17 protein-coding genes are annotated in these 17,989 nt (G+C 72.5%); 12 read left to right on the top strand and 5 right to left on the bottom strand.

The window, feature by feature from the left end; translation table 11 throughout:
- Positions 1–20 precede the first annotated feature (20 nt).
- Positions 21–1,361, bottom strand: a complete 1,341-nt coding sequence (gene hmgA / locus OG485_RS11400; RefSeq protein WP_328667952.1) for a homogentisate 1,2-dioxygenase — start codon at positions 1,359–1,361, stop codon at positions 21–23.
- 215 nt (positions 1,362–1,576) lie between these two features.
- Between hmgA and OG485_RS11395 the strand changes: the two genes are divergently transcribed.
- The 8 genes from OG485_RS11395 to OG485_RS11360 all read left to right on the top strand — a co-directional run bounded on the left by OG485_RS11395 (position 1,577) and on the right by OG485_RS11360 (position 11,357).
- Entirely contained in the window at positions 1,577–2,149 is a 573-nt protein-coding gene (locus tag OG485_RS11395) for a hypothetical protein (protein WP_328667950.1), read from the top strand.
- A 147-nt stretch (positions 2,150–2,296) separates the two neighbouring features.
- The gene (locus OG485_RS11390) at positions 2,297–2,914 is read left to right on the top strand and encodes a TetR/AcrR family transcriptional regulator (RefSeq protein WP_328454147.1); all 618 of its coding nucleotides are present in this window, start codon (positions 2,297–2,299) and stop codon (positions 2,912–2,914) included.
- A 317-nt stretch (positions 2,915–3,231) separates the two neighbouring features.
- Positions 3,232–5,490, top strand: a complete 2,259-nt coding sequence (locus tag OG485_RS11385) for a molybdopterin oxidoreductase family protein (RefSeq protein ID WP_328667947.1) — start codon at positions 3,232–3,234, stop codon at positions 5,488–5,490.
- A gap of 188 nt (positions 5,491–5,678) precedes the next feature.
- Complete coding sequence (locus OG485_RS11380) at positions 5,679–6,389, top strand: hypothetical protein (protein WP_328667946.1); 711 nt, start codon at positions 5,679–5,681, stop codon at positions 6,387–6,389.
- On the top strand, positions 6,376–7,155 hold the full coding sequence (locus tag OG485_RS11375) for a class F sortase (RefSeq protein ID WP_328667943.1): 780 nt from the start codon (positions 6,376–6,378) through the stop codon (positions 7,153–7,155). Before OG485_RS11380 ends, OG485_RS11375 begins: the two co-directional genes overlap by 14 nt.
- Positions 7,156–7,395: 240 nt before the next feature.
- A complete protein-coding gene (locus OG485_RS11370) occupies positions 7,396–8,742 on the top strand; it encodes an ABC transporter ATP-binding protein (protein WP_328667940.1) in 1,347 nt (448 codons plus the stop codon).
- 133 nt (positions 8,743–8,875) lie between these two features.
- Complete coding sequence (locus tag OG485_RS11365) at positions 8,876–10,264, top strand: aldehyde dehydrogenase family protein (protein WP_328667939.1); 1,389 nt, start codon at positions 8,876–8,878, stop codon at positions 10,262–10,264.
- Positions 10,265–10,274: 10 nt separating this feature from the next.
- Positions 10,275–11,357, top strand: coding sequence for a Zn-dependent alcohol dehydrogenase (locus tag OG485_RS11360; protein ID WP_328667938.1), 1,083 nt, complete (start codon positions 10,275–10,277; stop codon positions 11,355–11,357).
- A gap of 96 nt (positions 11,358–11,453) precedes the next feature.
- Here the strand turns inward: OG485_RS11360 and OG485_RS11355 are convergent, their stop codons facing one another.
- Positions 11,454–12,095 (bottom strand): TetR/AcrR family transcriptional regulator, encoded by a 642-nt coding sequence (locus OG485_RS11355; protein ID WP_328667937.1) that lies wholly within the window; start codon positions 12,093–12,095, stop codon positions 11,454–11,456.
- Positions 12,096–12,184: 89 nt separating this feature from the next.
- Here OG485_RS11355 and OG485_RS11350 point away from each other — a divergent pair, with 89 nt between their 5' ends.
- The 3 genes from OG485_RS11350 to OG485_RS11340 all read left to right on the top strand — a co-directional run bounded on the left by OG485_RS11350 (position 12,185) and on the right by OG485_RS11340 (position 14,379).
- Positions 12,185–13,336, top strand: coding sequence for an acyl-CoA dehydrogenase family protein (locus OG485_RS11350; RefSeq protein ID WP_328667935.1), 1,152 nt, complete (start codon positions 12,185–12,187; stop codon positions 13,334–13,336).
- Between the two features lie 65 nt (positions 13,337–13,401).
- On the top strand, positions 13,402–13,656 hold the full coding sequence (locus OG485_RS11345; RefSeq protein WP_326788704.1) for a YiaA/YiaB family inner membrane protein: 255 nt from the start codon (positions 13,402–13,404) through the stop codon (positions 13,654–13,656).
- Positions 13,657–13,752: 96 nt separating this feature from the next.
- Positions 13,753–14,379 (top strand): TetR/AcrR family transcriptional regulator, encoded by a 627-nt coding sequence (locus OG485_RS11340; protein ID WP_328454166.1) that lies wholly within the window; start codon positions 13,753–13,755, stop codon positions 14,377–14,379.
- 107 nt (positions 14,380–14,486) lie between these two features.
- Here the strand turns inward: OG485_RS11340 and OG485_RS11335 are convergent, their stop codons facing one another.
- Positions 14,487–14,948, bottom strand: coding sequence for a MaoC family dehydratase (locus tag OG485_RS11335; protein ID WP_328667933.1), 462 nt, complete (start codon positions 14,946–14,948; stop codon positions 14,487–14,489).
- Between the two features lie 106 nt (positions 14,949–15,054).
- On the opposite strand from OG485_RS11335, the gene soxR reads away from it, so the two are divergent.
- Positions 15,055–15,606 carry a redox-sensitive transcriptional activator SoxR gene (soxR, locus tag OG485_RS11330; RefSeq protein WP_328667932.1) on the top strand — a complete coding sequence of 184 codons (552 nt, stop codon included), beginning with the start codon at positions 15,055–15,057 and terminating at the stop codon, positions 15,604–15,606.
- A 62-nt stretch (positions 15,607–15,668) separates the two neighbouring features.
- Here the strand turns inward: soxR and OG485_RS11325 are convergent, their stop codons facing one another.
- Both OG485_RS11325 and OG485_RS11320 read right to left on the bottom strand, forming a co-directional pair.
- Positions 15,669–16,775 carry an RNA ligase (ATP) gene (locus tag OG485_RS11325; RefSeq protein ID WP_328667930.1) on the bottom strand — a complete coding sequence of 369 codons (1,107 nt, stop codon included), beginning with the start codon at positions 16,773–16,775 and terminating at the stop codon, positions 15,669–15,671.
- A gap of 429 nt (positions 16,776–17,204) precedes the next feature.
- Positions 17,205–17,807 (bottom strand): hypothetical protein, encoded by a 603-nt coding sequence (locus OG485_RS11320; RefSeq protein WP_326788709.1) that lies wholly within the window; start codon positions 17,805–17,807, stop codon positions 17,205–17,207.
- Positions 17,808–17,989: the final 182 nt, after the last annotated feature.

The raw sequence follows: 17,989 nt of genomic DNA, 5'->3' as shown, positions 1-17,989 counted from the left end.
AAGGCAACGGTCGGTGAAGGTCAGCCGGCCGGGCGGAAGTGCCGCCCGAGGCCCTTCCACACGTCGTCGTAGCCCTTCTGGAGATGGTCCGCCCGCGCCGCCTGGGCCGTCGCGGTCACCGGCCAGCGGGTCTCGAACATGAACGCCAGACCGTCGTCGATCTTCTGGGGCTTCAGCTCCGCGGCGCTGGCGCGGTCGAAGGTCTCCTGGTCCGGACCGTGCGCCGACATCATGTTGTGCAGCGAGCCGCCGCCCGGCACGAAGCCCTCCGCCTTCGCGTCGTAGGCGCCCTCGATGAGGCCCATGTACTCGCTCATCACGTTCCGGTGGAAGTACGGGGGCCGGAACGTGTCCTCGCCCACCAGCCAGCGCGGCGCGAACACGACGAAGTCGACACCGGCCAGGCCCGGGGTGTCGGACGGCGAGGTCAGCACCGTGAAGATCGAGGGGTCCGGGTGGTCGTAGCTGATGGAGCCGATCACATTGAAACGGTGCAGGTCGTAGACGTACGGCACATGGTTGCCGTGCCAGGCGACGACGTCCAGCGGTGAGTGGTCGTACGTCGCCGTCCAGAGGTTGCCGCAGAACTTGTTCACCACCTCGACGGGGCCCTCGACGTCCTCGTAGGCGGCGACCGGGGCCAGGAAGTCGCGGGCGTTGGCGAGGCCGTTGGCGCCGATCGGGCCGAGGTCGGGCAGCTGGAAGGGCGCCCCGTAGTTCTCGCACACATAACCCCGGGCGCCGCGGGCGCGCCCGCCCTCCGGTGCCGTGTCCAGAAGCTCCACCCGGAAACGGACCCCCCTGGGGATCAGCGCCATCTGGCCCGGTTCCACGTGCAGGAGCCCGAACTCGGTGCGCAGCAGCAGGCCGCCGCGCTCGGGGACGATGAGCAGCTCGCCGTCGGCGTCGCTGAACACCCGCTCCATCGACACGTTGGCGTGGTAGAGGTGCACCGCGATCCCGGTGCGCTGACCGGCGTCGCCGTTGCCGCCGAGCGTCCACAGGCCCGCGAGGAAGTCCGTCCCGGCGGGGGGCTCGGGGAGCGGGTTCCAGCGCAGCCGGTTCGGGTCGGGCACCGTCTCGGTGAACGGCGCCGTCCGCAGCGTGCCGTTGTCGGCGCGGGTGAACGCGGGGTGCGCGGCCGACGGCCGGATCCGGTAGAGCCACGAACGCCGGTTGGACGCTCGCGGCTCGGTGAACGCCGAACCGCTCAGCTGCTCCGCGTACAGGCCGAGGGGCGCTCGCTGCGGCGCGTTGCGGCCGTGCGGCAGGGCCCCCGGGACCGCCTCCGAGCTGTGTTCGTTGCCGAATCCGGAGAGGTAGGACAGCCCCTCGGCCGTCTTCCTCGCATCCCCGCTCATGATCGCTCCCTCGCGCCTGATTCCTATGCATCACCGTAGGATTCCCTCCCGCCCCGCGCAAGAGGCCGGCCGGGGCGGGTCGAGGGTTGTCCGGAATGTGCCAGGGGACTAGGACCTGCCCGGTCAGGTCCTAGTACTCAAGGGTGTGGGGGCGCTCCAAGAACCCGACTTCAGGGGGATCCGGCCGTAAGGCGCCTTGTTCTACGCTCCCGGACATGCGGTGGATGTGTGGACTGCTCACCGCGCTCGTGGTCTGCGCCCTGTGCGGCGGAGCCACGGGCTGCGGCGCCGGTGATGCGCACGAGCGGGGGACCACGGTCTCCGCCTCGCCCGTGGGCACGTTGCTCGACGAGACGGACGAGGAGGGACGGCTCTACCGTGAGGTGGACAGGAAGGGGGCACCCGAGGTCGCTGTCGAGATCCAGCCCGACTCCGCCGACGGCTGGCACGTGCGGCTGACCGTCCGCGACTTCCGCTTCTCGCCCGCGGGCACGCGCGCCGTGCCGGTCGCCGGGCGCGGCATCGCGCACCTCTATGTCGACGGCCGGACCGTCGCCCGGCTGCGCGCCGCCGAGTACCGCCTGGCCGGGCATCTCGTGCCGCGCGGCACCCACCACATCACCGCGCGGCTGTACGCGGACGACGGCACCGTCTGGGCCGTCCACGGCAGTCCCGTGGAGAGCACGGCCGACATCACGGCCTCGGGCTCCCGCGCGATACCCGGCCCGGAATCGCGGACACCCGAGGCCGGGGCCGCGGCCTCGACGGTGTCGCCCGCGGCGCGCTGACGCCGCCGGCCTCGGGAACCTCCCAGGCGGCGGGCCCGAGGCGCGACGCGTGGTCACGGCACGGATGTGCCCGCCGAAAATGAGTGGTCATGGCACGGAGGTGCGTACTGATGGGCGAGGTTCACCGGACCCCGTCGGAAAGGCATCATGAAGCCCGTGCCCCACGCGACCTCGCTCCGCAGAGCGCCCGTACAACGGCGTAGCGCAGAACGGCTGACCAGAATCCTCGACGCCTGCGCCGACCTCCTCGACGAGGTGGGCTACGACGGGCTGAGCACACGGGCCGTGGCCCAGCGGGCCGGTGTGCCCATCGGCTCCGTCTACCGCTTCTTCGGCAACAAGCGGGCGATGGCCGACGCGCTCGCCCAGCGCAACCTGGAGCTCTACAGCGAGCGCGTCACCGAGAGTCTGCGCGAGGCGGGCGGGGGAGGCTGGCGGGCCGCGATGGACGCGGTGCTCGACGAGTACCTCGCCATGAAGCGCACCGCGCCGGGCTTCTCCCTCGTCGACTTCGGCAACCAGATTCCCGTCGGTGCCCGTTACGCCGAGCCCAACACCCGGGTCGCCGACCGCCTGACCGACCTGCTCTCCGGTTACCTGGACCGCGAACCGGACGACGACCTCCGCCGCTGCTTCCTGGTCGCCGTGGAGAGCGCCGACACCCTGGTCCACCTCGCCTTCCGGGTCGATCCCGAGGGGGACGAGCGGATCATCGCGGAGACCCGCGAGCTGCTGCGGGCGTATCTGGCCAGGGTCCTCGACTGACGGCCGGCGTCCGGCGCTGCAAGGGGGACTCCCCGGACTCTTCGGATTTCCCGTACCTCTCGGACCCTCCCCGTGCCTCTCGGACTCCCGTACCGCTCGGGCCCCCCGTACCTCTCCGCACTCCCCGGATCCCCGGCAATTTCCCGGGACGGCGATATCCGTGACGTGTCGCTCACGGGGCGCCGCTCACGGTGCGCGGGAACCCGGTGCGCGGAATTCCGACGGACGCCCGGAGGGCCCTCGCCGTCATGCGTACCGGTCGGTATGCTCACTCGCGTCCGTGTGCCACCCAAGCCACCGCCCTCCGGGAGGACCCCGTGTCCCGTACCTCCGGTACCACCCCCGACTCCCGAACCGCGCTGCGCGTCTGCCCCCTGTGCGAGGCCACCTGCGGGCTGACCCTGACCATCGAGGGCACCCGGGTGACCGGTGCCCGGGGTGACCGGGACGACGTGTTCAGCAAGGGCTTCATCTGTCCGAAGGGTGCCTCCTTCGGCGCCGCCGACGGCGACCCCGACCGGCTGCGCACCCCCCTCGTCCGCGAGGACGGCGTCCTGCGCGAGGCCACCTGGGAGGAGGCCTTCGACGCGGTGGCCGCCGGACTGCGCCCGGTCGTCGAGCGGTACGGGCCGCACGCCCTCGGGGTCGTCCTCGGCAACCCGAACGTGCACACCATGGCCGGAGCCCTGTATCCGACCGTCCTGCTCGGCGCCCTGCGCACGCACAGCGTCTTCACCGCCTCCACGCTCGACCAGATGCCCAAGCACGTGTCGAGCGGACTGCTGTTCGGCGACGCCAACGCGATCCCCGTGCCGGACCTGGACCGCACCGACCACCTGCTGCTCATCGGCGCCAACCCGCTGGAGTCCAACGGGAGTCTGTGCACGGCCCCCGACTTCCCCGGCAAGCTCCGGGCGCTGCGGGCCCGCGGCGGCACGCTGACCGTCATCGACCCGCGCCGCACCCGCACGGCCAAGCTCGCCGACCGCCATGTGGCCATCCGCCCCGGCACCGACGCGATGCTCCTCGCGGCGATGGCGTACGTCCTGTTCGAGGAGAAGCTCGTCGACCTCGGCGCACTCGCCCCGCATGTCCAGGGTGTCGACGAACTCCCGGACGCGCTCCGGGACTTCACCCCCGAGGCGGCGAGCGCGGCCTGCGACGTGGACGCCGCCACCATCCGGGAGCTGGCGCGCGAGCTGGCCGCCGCGCCCACCGCCGCCGTCTACGGCCGCATCGGCAGCTGCACCGTTCCGCACGGCACCCTGGCCAGCTGGCTGGTGGACGTCCTCAACATCCTCACCGGCAACCTCGACCGCCCCGGCGGTGCCCTCTTCCCGACGGCCGCCACCGACCGGGCACCCCGCCCGGCGGGCCCCGGCCACGGCTTCGCCCTCGGCCGCTGGCACAGCCGGGTGAGCCGGCACCCGGAGGCCAAGGGCGAACTGCCCCTGGCCGCCCTGGCCGAGGAGATCGACACCCCGACCGAGGACGGCAGCCCGGTCCGCGCGGTCATCGCCGTCGCCGCCAACCCCGTCCTCTCCGCGCCCGACGGCCTCCGGCTCGACAAGGCGCTCGAATCGCTGGACTTCATGGTCAGCGTCGACCCCTACCTGAACGAGACCTCGCGCCACGCCCACGTCGTGCTCCCGCCGCCCCCGCCCTCCCGGAGCGCGCACCACGACTTCGCGTTCAACACCCTCGCCGTCCGCAACCAGGTCCGCTACAACCGCCCCGCCGTCCCCCTGGAGGAGGGCCGGATGGCGGAGACCGAGATCCTCGCCCGGCTCGTCCTCGCCGCGACCGGCATGCACGGAGCGGACCCGTCCGCCGTGGACACCATGGTCGTCGAGGGCACCCTCGCCAAGGCGGCCGGGGACAGCGCGTCCCCGGTGCACGGGCGCGACCCGCGTGAACTCGCCGCCGCCCTCACCGGCGAGAACGGTCCCGAACGCCGGCTCGACATGATGCTGCGCCTCGGCCCGTACGGCGACGGCTTCGGCGCCCGCCCCGACGGCCTGACCCTGGACAAGCTGCTGGCGCACCCGCACGGCATCGACCTCGGACCGCTCTCCTCCAGCCTGCCGCGCCGGCTGAAGACCCGCAGCGGGAAGGTCGAGCTGCTTCCGGAGCCGATCGCCGGCGATCTGCCGCGCCTGCGCGAGGCGCTGCGCGAGCGCCCGGCGGCGATCGTCCTCGTCGGCCGCCGTCATCTGCGCTCCAACAACAGCTGGATGCACAACATCCCCGCGCTCACCGGCGGTTCCAACCGCTGCACCCTGCACATCCACCCCGACGACGCCGCCCGGCTGGGGCTCGCCGACGGGGCGGCCGTGCGGGTCAGGGGCGCAGGCGGCGAGGTGATCGCCCCGGTGGAGGTCACCGACACCGTACGGCGCGGGGTGGTGAGCCTTCCGCACGGCTGGGGTCACGACCGCCCCGGCACCCGGATGAGCCATGCCGCCCTGGATCCGGGAGTCAACGTCAACCAGCTCCTCGACGGCTCGCTGCTCGACCCGCTGTCCGGAACGGCGGTCCTCAACGGGGTGCCCGTGGAACTGGCGGCCTGCCCCTGAGCCTGCCGAGTGCCCCGGGGCCGCCGCGGATGCCCATGAGCCGTCGCGGCCCGGGAGAGCCTTTGCGCCGGTGGAGCGACAGACGGCGGGGGTCAGGGCGCAGTTGCGTCCCTTTTTGGATCTTCTGTGAGAAGTAGTCAGATGACCTGAAATTCGTATGAAAATCATCTGACTCGGAGGCGCCTCGCATGTCCACCCCGTCCCTCTCCCTGCCACATCGCGGTGCCGGAGCCCTCGCCGCCCTCGCGGTCGCGGGCACCGCCCTCTTCGGTGCCCCGGCCGCCGTCGCCGCCCCCGGTGACAACGGCGACGTCAAGGTCCACGACGAGAACACCGCGGTCGACGACCAGCGGGACGATCCGAAGGTCTGCGTCTTCTACCTCGACGGCTTCAACTTCGACGGGGCACAGCAGATCACCTGGTCCATCGTGACCCAGCCTCCTGTCGCCGACGGCGCCACCCTCTCGGGCAACCTGATCGTGCCCGCGTCCGGGCACGGCTGGACAGGGGACCTCACGCTGCCCGACGGCCAGTACAAGCTGACCTGGAATTTCCAGGGCGAGAACGGCGCGGGCAAGAGCAAGGTCTTCAAGGTCGACTGCCCCCCCGGCAGTCCGTCCCCGTCCCCGTCCCCGTCCCCGTCCACGTCTCCGTCCACGACGCCGAGCACGACGCCGAGCACGACACCGAGCGCGACGCCCACCCACCCGGGCGGATACCCGGGTGGGCACCAGGGTGGACACCCCGGCGGCCCCAACGGAGGACCTCCGGCGGGCGGCGGCGGACTCGCTCAGGAGCGGAACTTCTCGCCGGTGGCCGGTGCGGCCGCCGCGGGTCTCGTCGTTGCCGGGGGAGTCGTGTTCCTGCGGCTGCGCCGACGCGGCAATGGCGCCGCGTAGACGACGGAGGCCCTGGTACCGGACGCGCGCCTACCGCCTGACGAGGACCCTGGTGGTCACCGTCGCACTGGTGGCGGGCGGCGTCTGGTGGGCGGGGGACGGTGAGCCCGCCGGGACCGTGGCGTCCGGCGCCGTACGCGACGACGGCGCCGCCTCCCGGGCTCCGGCCGGCAAGGCGGGCACCGGGCACACGCCGGACGCCCGCCCCGGCGGCGACGCGCGCGGCCCGCGGCGGCATCCGTCCCCGGCCGCCCGCCGGACGGCCCGGCCCGCGCCTCCGCCCGCACCGCTGCCCCGCTCCCGGGCCGTCCGCCTGCGCATTGCCTCCCTCGGCGTCGACGCACCGGTCATCGGTCTCCGGCTGGACCGCCGAAGACGGCTCGCCGCGCCGCCCGTGGACGATCCGAAGCCCGTCGGCTGGTACACGGACGGTCCCACGCCGGGCGAACGCGGTACGGCTCTCGTCGTCGGCCACCGCGACACCCGGACCGGGCCCGCCGTCTTCGCACCGCTCGAACGCATCCGTCCCGGCGCGCGCGTCGAGGCGCGGCGCGTGGACGGGCGGACCGCCGTCTATACGGTGGACGTCGTACGTACGTACGCGAAGGCGCAGTTCCCCGACCAGGAGGTGTACGGCAACCGGGGGCGCGCCGAGCTGCGGCTGATCACCTGCGGCGGCGCCTACGACCGCAGGTCCGGATACGCCGCCAACGTCATCGCCTTCGCCCACCTCACGCAGATCCTGGGGCGGGCCGGCGCCCGGTGAGGCGAACCGCGGTGCGGCGGACCGGAGTCGCGGCGAAGGATCCCCGTGCCCGGTCCCGGCCCGACCGGTATCCGATCGTCCGTTTCCGCCCGTACCGAACCCGCCCGTCCGATACCGCCATGTCTCTTCCCCCGGGCGTGTGCGGTCCGTTAGCTTCCGTGACTCAAGGTCCCGTACGACCCGTACGGGACGACCGGCCGCGGAGCACCAGCGCCTTGCACGCCCCCGGGGGCACCTGTCATGACACGCGCCATCTCCCTGCACCACGTCAGCAAGTCGTACGCCCGCGGGCCCCGTGCCGTGGAACGGTTCTCGCTGGACATCCGGCCCGGCGAGTTCCTCGTGCTGCTCGGCCCCTCCGGCTGCGGCAAGTCGACCGTGCTCAGGATGATCGCGGGACTGGAGGAGGTCACCGAGGGCGAGGTGCGCCTGGACGGCGAGTACGCCAACGACCTGCCGCCCTCCGAGCGGAACATGGCGATGGTGTTCCAGAACTTCGCCCTCTATCCGAGCATGACCAGCCGCGACAACATCGGCTTCCCGCTGCGGATCGAGACGCCCGGCGAGGACCCCCGGGCCCGGGTGGACGCCACCGCCCGGATGCTCGGTATCCAGGACCTCCTCGACCGCTTCCCCAACCAGCTCTCCGGCGGCGAGCGGCAGCGCGTCGCGATGGGCCGGGCGATAGCGCGCCACCCCTCCACCTTCCTGATGGACGAACCGCTGTCCAACCTCGACGCCAAACTCCGCAACCACCTGCGGGCCGAGATCTCCAAGCTCACCAGGGACCTCGGCGCGACCACGGTCTACGTCACCCACGACCAGGCCGAGGCCATGTCGCTCGGTGACCGCGTCGCCGTGATGCGCGGCGGAGTCCTCCAGCAACTGGGCACGCCCCGCACGGTCTACGGGCTGCCCGCGAACGTCTTCGTCGCCGCCTTCATCGGCACCCCGCGGATCAACCTGCTGCGCGGCCTGGTCCGGGCCCCGCTCGACGGCGCCATGACGATCAGTCTCGGCAAGCAGTACCTGCGGCTGCCCGAACCCCTCTGTCTGGACCACCAGTTGCTCCGGGTGCAGCAGGGCCGCGAGGTGATCGTCGGGCTGCGCTCCGAGGCCATACGGCTCGCCAGGGCGTCCGACGCCCGGCCGGGCGAGGTGGCGATCACCGGTCTGGTCGAACATGTGGAGTTCCAGGGGCACGAGGTCCTGGTCCACTTCAACACGGGCTCGCGGCCGGCCTTCGTGCCCGACCTGGAGTCGCCGCGCCCGTCCCGGCCGACGCGCCGACGGCGCCGTGACGCCGGCACCGTCCTGGACCGGCTGCGGGGGCGCGCCGGGGCGCTGCGGGCCGGGCCGGTCGTCGTCCTCGACCACCCCTCGGACGACGAGGCCGATCACCCCGGGCAGACACCGCCCGAGGGGCGGCTGCCCGGCGATCTGGTCGTCCGCACCACGCCCGACATCGAACTCCGCCACGGCATGCAGATCCCGCTCCTCGTGGACCTCGCCCACCTGTTTGTCTTCGACCGGAGCGGCGAACGGATCTGCCCGGCGCCGGAACGGCTTCCCGACCTGGAGGAGTGACTCCCCGGGGTGCGCGGGGTGCGGACTCCGGGCGGGGCCGGAGATCCGCCGTGCGGCAGGTCACCCTGGCGCCGCAAAACTATCATCGCTAGTTTAGGGTCCGGACGACGCTGCCCCGCCCGGGAGGAACACGATGAAGGCACATGACGGCATGTACATCGACGGGGCATGGCGCCCCGCGGCCGGACGGGACACGATCGAGGTCGTGAACCCGGTCGACGAGCAGGTGATCGGCGAGGTCCCGGCGGGCACGGCCCTGGACGTCGACGCCGCCGTGCGCGCCGCCCGTGCCGCGTTCCCCGGCTGGGCCGCGACCGCGCCCGCCGAACGCGCCGCCCGCCTGGCCGCCCTGAGGGACGTGCTGGCCGCCCGCAAGGACGAGATCGCCGAGACCGTCACCGCCGAGCTGGGAGCGCCGCTCGCGTTCTCCCAGGCGGTGCACGCGGGCGTCCCGGTGCTGGTCGCCGGCTCCTACGCCGAGCTGGCGGCGACGTACGCCTTCGAGGAGAAGGTCGGCAACTCGACCGTGTACCAGGAGCCCGTCGGCGTCGTCGGCGCGATCACGCCCTGGAACTACCCGCTCCACCAGATCGTCGCCAAGGTCGCCCCCGCGCTCGCCGCCGGCTGCACGGTGGTGCTGAAGCCCGCCGAGGACACCCCGCTCACCGCCCAGCTCTTCGCCGAGGCCGTGGCCGAGGCGGGCGTCCCGGCCGGCGTCTTCAACCTCGTCACCGGCCTCGGCCCGGTCGCGGGCCAGGCGCTCGCCGAGCACCCGGACGTCGACCTGGTCTCCTTCACCGGCTCCACGGCCGTCGGCCGGCGCATCGGCGCGACCGCGGGCGCCGCGGTCAAGCGCGTCGCCCTCGAACTCGGCGGCAAGTCCGCGAACGTCATCCTGCCGAGCGCCGACCTCGCCAAGGCCGTGAACGTCGGCGTCGCCAACGTGATGTCCAACTCCGGCCAGACGTGCAGCGCGTGGACCCGCATGCTGGTTCCCGCCGAGCGTTACGACGAGGCGGTCGAGCTGGCCGCGGCCGCCGCCGCGAAGTACGGCGACCGCATCGGACCCGTCGTCAACGCCAAGCAGCGTGACCGGGTGCGCGGTTACATCGAGAAGGGTGTCGCCGAGGGCGCACGGCTCGTCGCCGGCGGGCCCGAGTCCCCGCGTGAGCAGGGCTACTTCGTCAGCCCCACCGTCTTCGCCGACGTCACCGAGCGGATGACGATCGCCCAGGAGGAGATCTTCGGCCCCGTCCTGTCGATCCTGCGCTACGAGGACACCGAGGACGCCCTGCGGATCGCCAACGGCACCGTCTACGGGCTCGCGGGCGCGGTGTGGGCGGGCGAGGAGTCCGAGGCGGTCGCCTTCGCGCGGCGGCTCGACACCGGCCAGGTCGACATCAACGGGGGACGCTTCAACCCCCTGGCCCCCTTCGGGGGTTACAAGCAGTCGGGCGTGGGGCGCGAACTCGGCGCCCACGGACTGTCCGAGTACCTCCAGACCAAGTCCCTCCAGTTCTAGGAGCGTTCACGTGGTTCGCGCCGCCGTCCTTCCCGCCGTGGGTGCCCCGCTGGAGATCGCCGAGATCGAACTCCCCGACCCCGGACCGGGCCAGGTCCGGGTGAGACTCGCCGCCGCCGGGGTCTGCCACTCCGACCTGTCCCTGTCCGACGGCACCATGCGGGTGCCGGTGCCCGCCGTGCTCGGCCATGAGGGCGCCGGCACCGTCGTCGCCGTCGGCGAGGGTGTCACCCAGGTCGTCCCGGGCTCCCGTGTCGTCCTCAACTGGGCTCCTTCCTGCGGGAGTTGTCACGCCTGCTCGCTGGGCGAGGTGTGGCTGTGCGCCGACGCGCTCACCGGCGCGGGCACCGTGTACGCCCGCCGCGCCTCCGACGGCAGCGATCTGCACCCCGGCCTGAACGTCGCCGCGTTCGCGGAGGAGACGGTGGTGCCGGTGTCCTGCGTCCTGCCCGCCCCGGACGGCATCCCGCTCACCGAGGCCGCCCTGCTCGGCTGCGCGGTCCTCACCGGATACGGCGCCGTCCACAACTCCGCGAAGGTCCGGCCCGGCGAGACCGTCGCCGTGTTCGGGGCCGGCGGGGTCGGGCTCGCCGCCCTCCAGGCCGCCCGGATCGCGGGCGCCTCGAAGATCGTCGCGGTCGACGTCTCGCCCGAGAAGGAGTCACTGGCCCGCGAGGCGGGCGCCACCGACTACGTCGTCGCCTCCGACACCACCGCCCGCGAGATCCGCGCCCTCACCGGCAGGCAGGGCGTCGACGTCGCCGTCGAGTGCGTCGGCCGCGCCGTCACCATCCGTACCGCCTGGGAGTCGACCCGGCGCGGTGGGCGCACCACCGTCGTCGGCATCGGCGGCAAGGACCAGCAGGTCACCTTCAACGCCCTGGAGATCTTCCACTGGGGCAGGACCCTCGCAGGCTGCGTGTACGGCAACTCCGACCCGGCCCGCGATCTCCCGGTGCTCGCCGAGCACGTACGCGCGGGCCGTCTCGACCTCGGGGGCCTGGTCACCGACCGCATCGCCCTGGACGGCATCCCCGCGGCCTTCGACAACATGATCGCGGGCAAGGGGGGCCGGGCCCTGGTGGTCTTCTAGGCAGGTCCGTCGGTCATCCGGGCATGTCCGGCAGATGTCTCCGGGCCGCCTCGGGAGGATGCGAGAGCACCCGACGCGGCCCGGTGCCAGGCCTGTTCAGCCCTCCCGGACCAGCCTCGCGTACTGCACGGCGAGGCCGTCCAGCAGGGCGCCGAGTCCCGTCTCGAAGGCCCGCTCGTCGATCTTCTCCTGCTGTTCGGCGAGGAGGTGCGCCTGCCCCAGATGCGGATAGTCGGCCGGGTCGTACGCGCTCTCGTCGTCCACGAAGCCGCCGGCGAAGGAACCCAGCGCGGACCCCATGATGAAGTACCGCATCAGCGCCCCGATCGAGGTGGCCTGGGCCGGCGGCCAGCCCGCGTCGACCATGGCGCCGAACACGGCGTCCGCGAGCCGGAGCCCGGCCGGCCTGCGTCCCGGCCCGCGCGCGAGGACCGGGACGATGTTCGGGTGGTCGCGCAGGGCGGCGCGGTAGGAGACGGCCCAGTCGTGCAGCGCGGTCCGCCAGTCGCGGCCGCCCTCGAACATCGACAGGTCGACCTGCGCGCTCACCGAGTCCGCGACCGCCTCCAGGATCTGGTCCTTGGTGCGGAAGTGGTTGTAGAGGGAGGGCCCGCTCACCCCGAGTTCCGCGGCGAGCCGGCGGGTCGAGACGGCCGCCAGGCCCTCGGCGTCCACCAGCGCCCGTGCCGTCTCGACGATGCGGTCGGTGCTGAGGAGGGGCTTGCGCGGTCGGGCCATGGCGCACATAGTAGGGCTGCAACTGGAAACTAGCAGTGCTAATTTAAATGTACGGCTTTCAATGTCAGCTATCTGTGGGGTGACCCGGCATGAACCTTGGGCTCAGCGATGAGCAGACCGCCGTCCGGCAGCTCGCCAAGGACTTCGTGCGCCGCGAGATCACCCCGCACGTCGTCGCGTGGGACCGCGCGGAGGACGTGGACCGGTCCATCGTGAAGAAGCTCGGAGAGGTCGGCTTCCTCGGCCTCACCATCGACGAGGAGTACGGCGGCAGCGGCGGCGACCACCTCGCGTACTGCCTGGTCACCGAGGAACTCGGGCGCGGTGACTCCTCCGTGCGCGGGATCGTCTCCGTCTCGCTCGGGCTCGTCGCCAAGTCGATCGCCGCCTGGGGGAGCGAGGAGCAGAAGCGACGCTGGCTGCCGGGGCTGACCTCCGGCGAGTACGTCGGCTGCTTCGGGCTCACCGAGCCGGGCACCGGCTCCGACGCGGGCCAGTTGTCGACGCGGGCCGTGCGCGACGGCGACGGCTATGTGATCAACGGCAGCAAGATGTTCATCACGAACGGCACCTGGGCCGACGTCGTGCTGCTCTTCGCCCGCTCCACCGACGCCCCGGGCCACAAGGGCGTCTCCGCCTTCCTGGTGCCCACCGACACCCCCGGTCTGACCCGCCGCACCATCCACGGCAAGCTCGGGCTGCGCGGCCAGGCCACCGCCGAACTCGCCTTCGAGGACGTACGCGTGCCGGCGAGCGCCATGCTGGCGCCCGAGGGCAAGGGCTTCACGGTGGCCATGTCGGCACTCGCGAAGGGCCGGATGTCGGTGGCCGCGGGCTGCGTCGGCCTCGCCCAGGCCGCCCTGGACGCGGCGGTGACGTACGCGACCGAGCGTGAGCAGTTCGGCAAGACGATCGCCCACCACCAGCTCGTCCAGGAACTGATCAGCGACATCGCCGTCGACGTGGACGCGGCGCGGCTGCTGACCTGGCGGGTCGCCGACCTCGTCGACCGCGGACTGCCGTTCGCGACCGAGTCCTCCAAGGCCAAGCTCTTCGCCTCCGAGGCCGCCGTGCGCGCCGCGAACAACGCCCTCCAGGTCTACGGCGGCTACGGCTACATCGACGAGTACCCGGTCGGCAAACTCCTGCGCGACGCCCGGGTGATGACCCTCTACGAAGGCACCAGCCAGATACAGAAACTGCTCATCGGACGCGCTCTGACAGGTGTCTCGGCGTTCTGACTCTGAGTACGTCCCTGAGTACGAGGGCGGATGTGGCGGCGGCCACATCCGCCGACCCTTGTCCCATGACCGAGACACCCGTCAAGCAGCAGAACACGGCCGCCTTCTACGGACAGGCCGTGGCCTCCTTCTCCGTCGCCATGGCCGCCACCGCGCTCGGCATCTTCAAGCTCCAGGCCGACGCGTGGGTACGGGGCTTCCTGGCCATCGCCGTCCTCTATCTGGTGACGTCCTCCTTCACGCTCGCCAAGGTGATCCGCGACCGCCAGGACGGCGGCCGTCCCGGCACCCGGGTGTACGACCCGTTCGAGAAGCTCTGATCCCCGCGCGGCCATGACCTGGCCGAAGGCGCTAAGCGCTCGCTCAGGTTCGGGGGTATGGTGTTCACCCTGTCAGTGAAGAAGGGGCGAACAGCGATGAGTGCGGCGCAGGAGACGTCCGGCGGCGAGATGCAGCCGTGGTCCGAGGTGACCCCTGACGCGGCGCGGCGGCTGCTCGTGGCCGCGGTGGAGGCCTTCGCCGAGCGCGGGTACCACGCGACGACGACCCGGGACATCGCGGGCCGCGCGGGCATGAGCCCGGCCGCGCTGTACATCCACTACAAGACCAAGGAAGAGCTGCTCCACCGGATCAGCCGGATCGGCCACGACAAGGCGCTCGACATCGTGCGCACCGCCGCCGAGGCCGAGGGCACGGCCGCCGAACGGCTCTCCGACGCCGTGCGCTCCTTCGTACGGTGGCACGCGGGCCAGCACACCACGGCCCGCGTCGTCCAGTACGAGCTGGAGGCCCTCGGCCCCGACGCCCGCGCGGAGATCATCGCGCTGCGCAGGCAGGTCGACGCGGAGGTCCGCGGCATCATCCAGGACGGGGTCGCGACCGGCGAGTTCGACGTCCCGGACGTCCCCGGCACCACCGTCGCCGTACTGTCCCTGTGCATCGACGTGGCCCGCTGGTTCAACGTCGAAGGCCCCCGCACACCCGACGAGGTCGGCGCGCTCTACGCCGACCTGGTCCGGCGGATGGTGGGGTTCAAGGAGTAGGACCCGGCCGGTCCTGTGCCCGTTCCCGGGCTCGGCGGGGGCCGGGCCGGCGGACGCGCCGGTGCCGGGCCCGACCCGGACGCGCCGGTGCCGGGCCCGGGTGCGGTTCAGAGGTGGTAACGGGAGACCGACTCCGCGACGCAGACCGGCTTGTCGCCGCCCTCGCGCTCCACGGTGAAGGCCAGGGAGACCTGCACACCGCCGGGCACGTCGTCCACCGCGGTGATCGTCCCGGTGGCGCGCAGCCGCGAGCCGACCGGAACGGGAGCGGGGAAACGGACCTTGTTCGTCCCGTAGTTGACGCCCATCTTCACGCCTTCGACGCTGATCAGCTGAGGGCCGAAGAGCGGCAGCAGCGACAGGGTGAGATAGCCGTGCGCGATCGTGGTGCCGAACGGACCCGTCGCGGCCTTCTCGGGGTCGACGTGGATCCACTGGTGGTCGCCGGTGGCCTCCGCGAAGAGGTCGATCCGCTTCTGCTCGATCTCGACCCAGTCCGTGTGTCCCAGCTGCTCGCCCACGGCGCCCCGCAGTTCGTCGACCGTCGCGAACGTCCTCGGCTCTGCCATGTCCCTGGCCTCCCGCATCTCATAGTCTAAGCGACTGCTTAGCATGGTCGGCCGGGCGGCGCATGTCAACGGACCGGACGCGTGGCGCGGTAGGTAGGTTGGAGGCGTGCCCCAGATCCCCGAGACGGTCCACGAGCTGACCGTCGGACAGTTGTCGGCCCGCAGTGGCGCGGCCGTCTCCGCCCTGCACTTCTACGAGTCCAAGGGCCTGATCAGCAGCCGCCGCACCTCGGGCAACCAGCGCCGCTACCACCGTGACGCGCTGCGCCGGGTCGCCTTCGTCCGGGCCGCCCAGCGCGTCGGCATCCCGCTGGCCACCATCCGCGAGGCGCTCGCCGAGCTCCCCGAGGAGCGCACCCCGACGCGGGAGGACTGGGCCCGGCTGTCCCGGGCCTGGCGCTCCGAACTCGACGAGCGCATCAAACAGCTCGGCCGGCTGCGCGACCACCTCACGGACTGCATCGGCTGCGGCTGCCTCTCCCTGGAGACCTGTGTGCTCTCCAACCCCGACGACGTCCTCGGCGAGCGCCGGGCCGGCTCCCGCCTCATGGCGGAGCGGTCCGGAACGCAGCCGGCGCCGGCGCCCCGGGAGCGTGGGCCGGCGGCCGCGTGCGAACCCGGGCCGCGCCGGGAACCGGCGGCGGGGGACTGCCGCTGACGCCTGGTCCTCGACAGCCCCGCCCCCGACGCGTCAGCCGCCTCGCCCCGCCTGCGAGCACGTCACTCGTACTCCGTGCCGCCCTTGCGGGTCAGATAGGCCGGGCTGACCGCCTTCGCTATCGCCCGTCCGCCCGTCACCGGGCTGTACCGCTCGGCGGCGACGAAGGTCCCCTCCGGTCCACCGGGAGCCGGAGCGCCGGGCCGGATCACGACACCCTCACGCAGATGCAGCCCGCGCCCGGACACGGTCTCCCGCCCGGAGGCGGTCTCCAGGATGCGCTCGACGTCGTACGGCCCCTCGTACAGCCTTGGTACGAGGGGGAGTTCGCCCGCCAGCAGCTCCTGCGCGTCCAGCCAGCGGACCTCGCCGCCGATCTCCGCGGACACGTCGAACACGGCGTAACCGATCGTCTCGCGGCGGCCGTCGGCGCCGTACGACAGGTCCTGCACACCGGCCCCGTACACCTCGCCGAAGATGCCGACACGGCGTGCGCCCAGCCGTTCGGCGATCCCGGCGGCCGCCTCCGCGACACCGTGCCCGCGTACCGCGCGCCAGTACAGATTGCGCGGATCCTCCTTCAGCGCCAGGGACTTGGAGCCGAAGCCCTTCGAGGACACGTGGACGCGGCCCTCGTCGGCGAGGTAGGTCAGCAGACAGGCCGAACCGTGCAGCTTCTCCGTCACGACGACGGGCTCGCCCGGCATGAAGATGTCCGGGTACCGCTGGATGTTCTCGATGTCGACCCAGGGCAGCAGATCGGGCGCCGCCTCGACATCGCCGTTCATCGTGGGCGGGATCGGCGGCACCCATTTCACGATGCCGAGGAACTCCGCGAAGTCCGTGCCGTCCTCGGCGGCCCGCGCCAGGTCCACGTCCGCCAGCGCCTTCGGCCGGCACACGATCCCCTGCGACAGCTCGCCGCGCAGCCGCACCGCCCTGACCCGGTCCGACGAACTGCCCGCCAGACGCCCGGTCAGCCCCAGCTCCTCGATCAGCGGGGCCGGCAGCACGGACTGCTCCGGGATGTAGAGCGCCCACTCGCCGGTGCGGTACGCGCCTTTGGCGACCACGGCCCGATACAGACCCACCTGGGCCAGTTCGAGCGCGTCGGCGTTCGGATGGTCGTGGACGGTCAGCACTTCGGCGGTGACGCGCAGGGTCGACATGGGGACTCCAGGGGTCGCTCAGGGATTCTTCATCGCCCCCAACTGTCCGTGGGGGAAACGGCTGGAGCCAGCGGTTTTACGGCTGGTACCGTCACCGCGCGGCACCGCGATCCCTGCGCACGCCCGCCGCGAGGGCGTACCGCCTCCTCGGCCGCGGGCCCGTAACGAGGGCATCCCGCCTCGGCCGCGGGCCCGGACGGAGACCGCGCCGGCCGTCGGCCGGACCGTCGTCCGGGCGGCGTCGGCACGACGGTGGCGCCGCGCCGATCCGGGCTCCGTGCGCACGGAGCCGCACCGAGTCCCCCGTCGGCGCGGGACACTCCCCGGCCGACCCGGTGCCGGCAAGTACGCGCCAGGCCACGGACCTTCCGCGGCCGGCGGCTCACCCCCTGGGTCCGCCGCCCGGCCCGCTTCGGCCGGACGGGGCACTCACGCGGACACGAGCAGCCGGCCGCGCCTGGCGCCGGCCAGCGCCTCCGGGGTCAGGACGGGCCGCGGCACCACGATTCCGCAGCTCGTGCAGACGGGACCCGACGACGGTTCGTGGGCCAGTTCGTACATCCAGACAAGGCGCTCACCGGCGCACACGGGGCAGACGGTGCCCGGTTCGCGCTCCAGTGCCGCGATCAGCCGGCGCAGCACCTCGGCCAGTGGTTCATGGGGGTGGACACGGGGGTCGTCGCACCAGGCGACACCGAAGCCGCCCCAGGTCAGCCGGTGCCAGTCGTCGACACTGCCCGGCCTGCGCAGCCCGTCGTGCTTCTCCTTCTTGCGACGCTGCGCGAACGCGACCTCGTAGGCGAGCCAGACGGAGCGGGCCTCCTCCAGTTCGTCCAGTGCGGCCACGAGCCGCGCCGGATCGGGGGAGCGGTCCTCCGGGTCGAACCCGGCCCGGGAACACAGATGGTCCCAGGTCGCCCGATGCCCGTAAGGGGCGAACCGCTCCAGGCACTTGCGCAGTGAGTACCGCCGCAGCGCCAGATCACACCTCGGATCTCGCGCCTGTCTCGCCAGACTCCGGAAACCGGCCATCGTCCTGCACCTCCGTCACACCTGCACCTGTACTCCGGTCACTTCGGCGCCGTCCCGTACGGACGTCGTCGAGTAGACGTATCGACAAGCGATTCGGCTCCATCCATTTTTTCGACGACCCCCGCGAGCCATCCGCCGAGTGTCCCGACCACGCCTCCCGTCGCCGCCGGACCGCCGGTGCG

The organism is Streptomyces sp. NBC_00328, from assembly GCF_036139655.1.
GTDB lineage: Bacteria > Actinomycetota > Actinomycetes > Streptomycetales > Streptomycetaceae > Streptomyces.
This window is presented reverse-complemented; position numbering and strand designations above follow the sequence as displayed.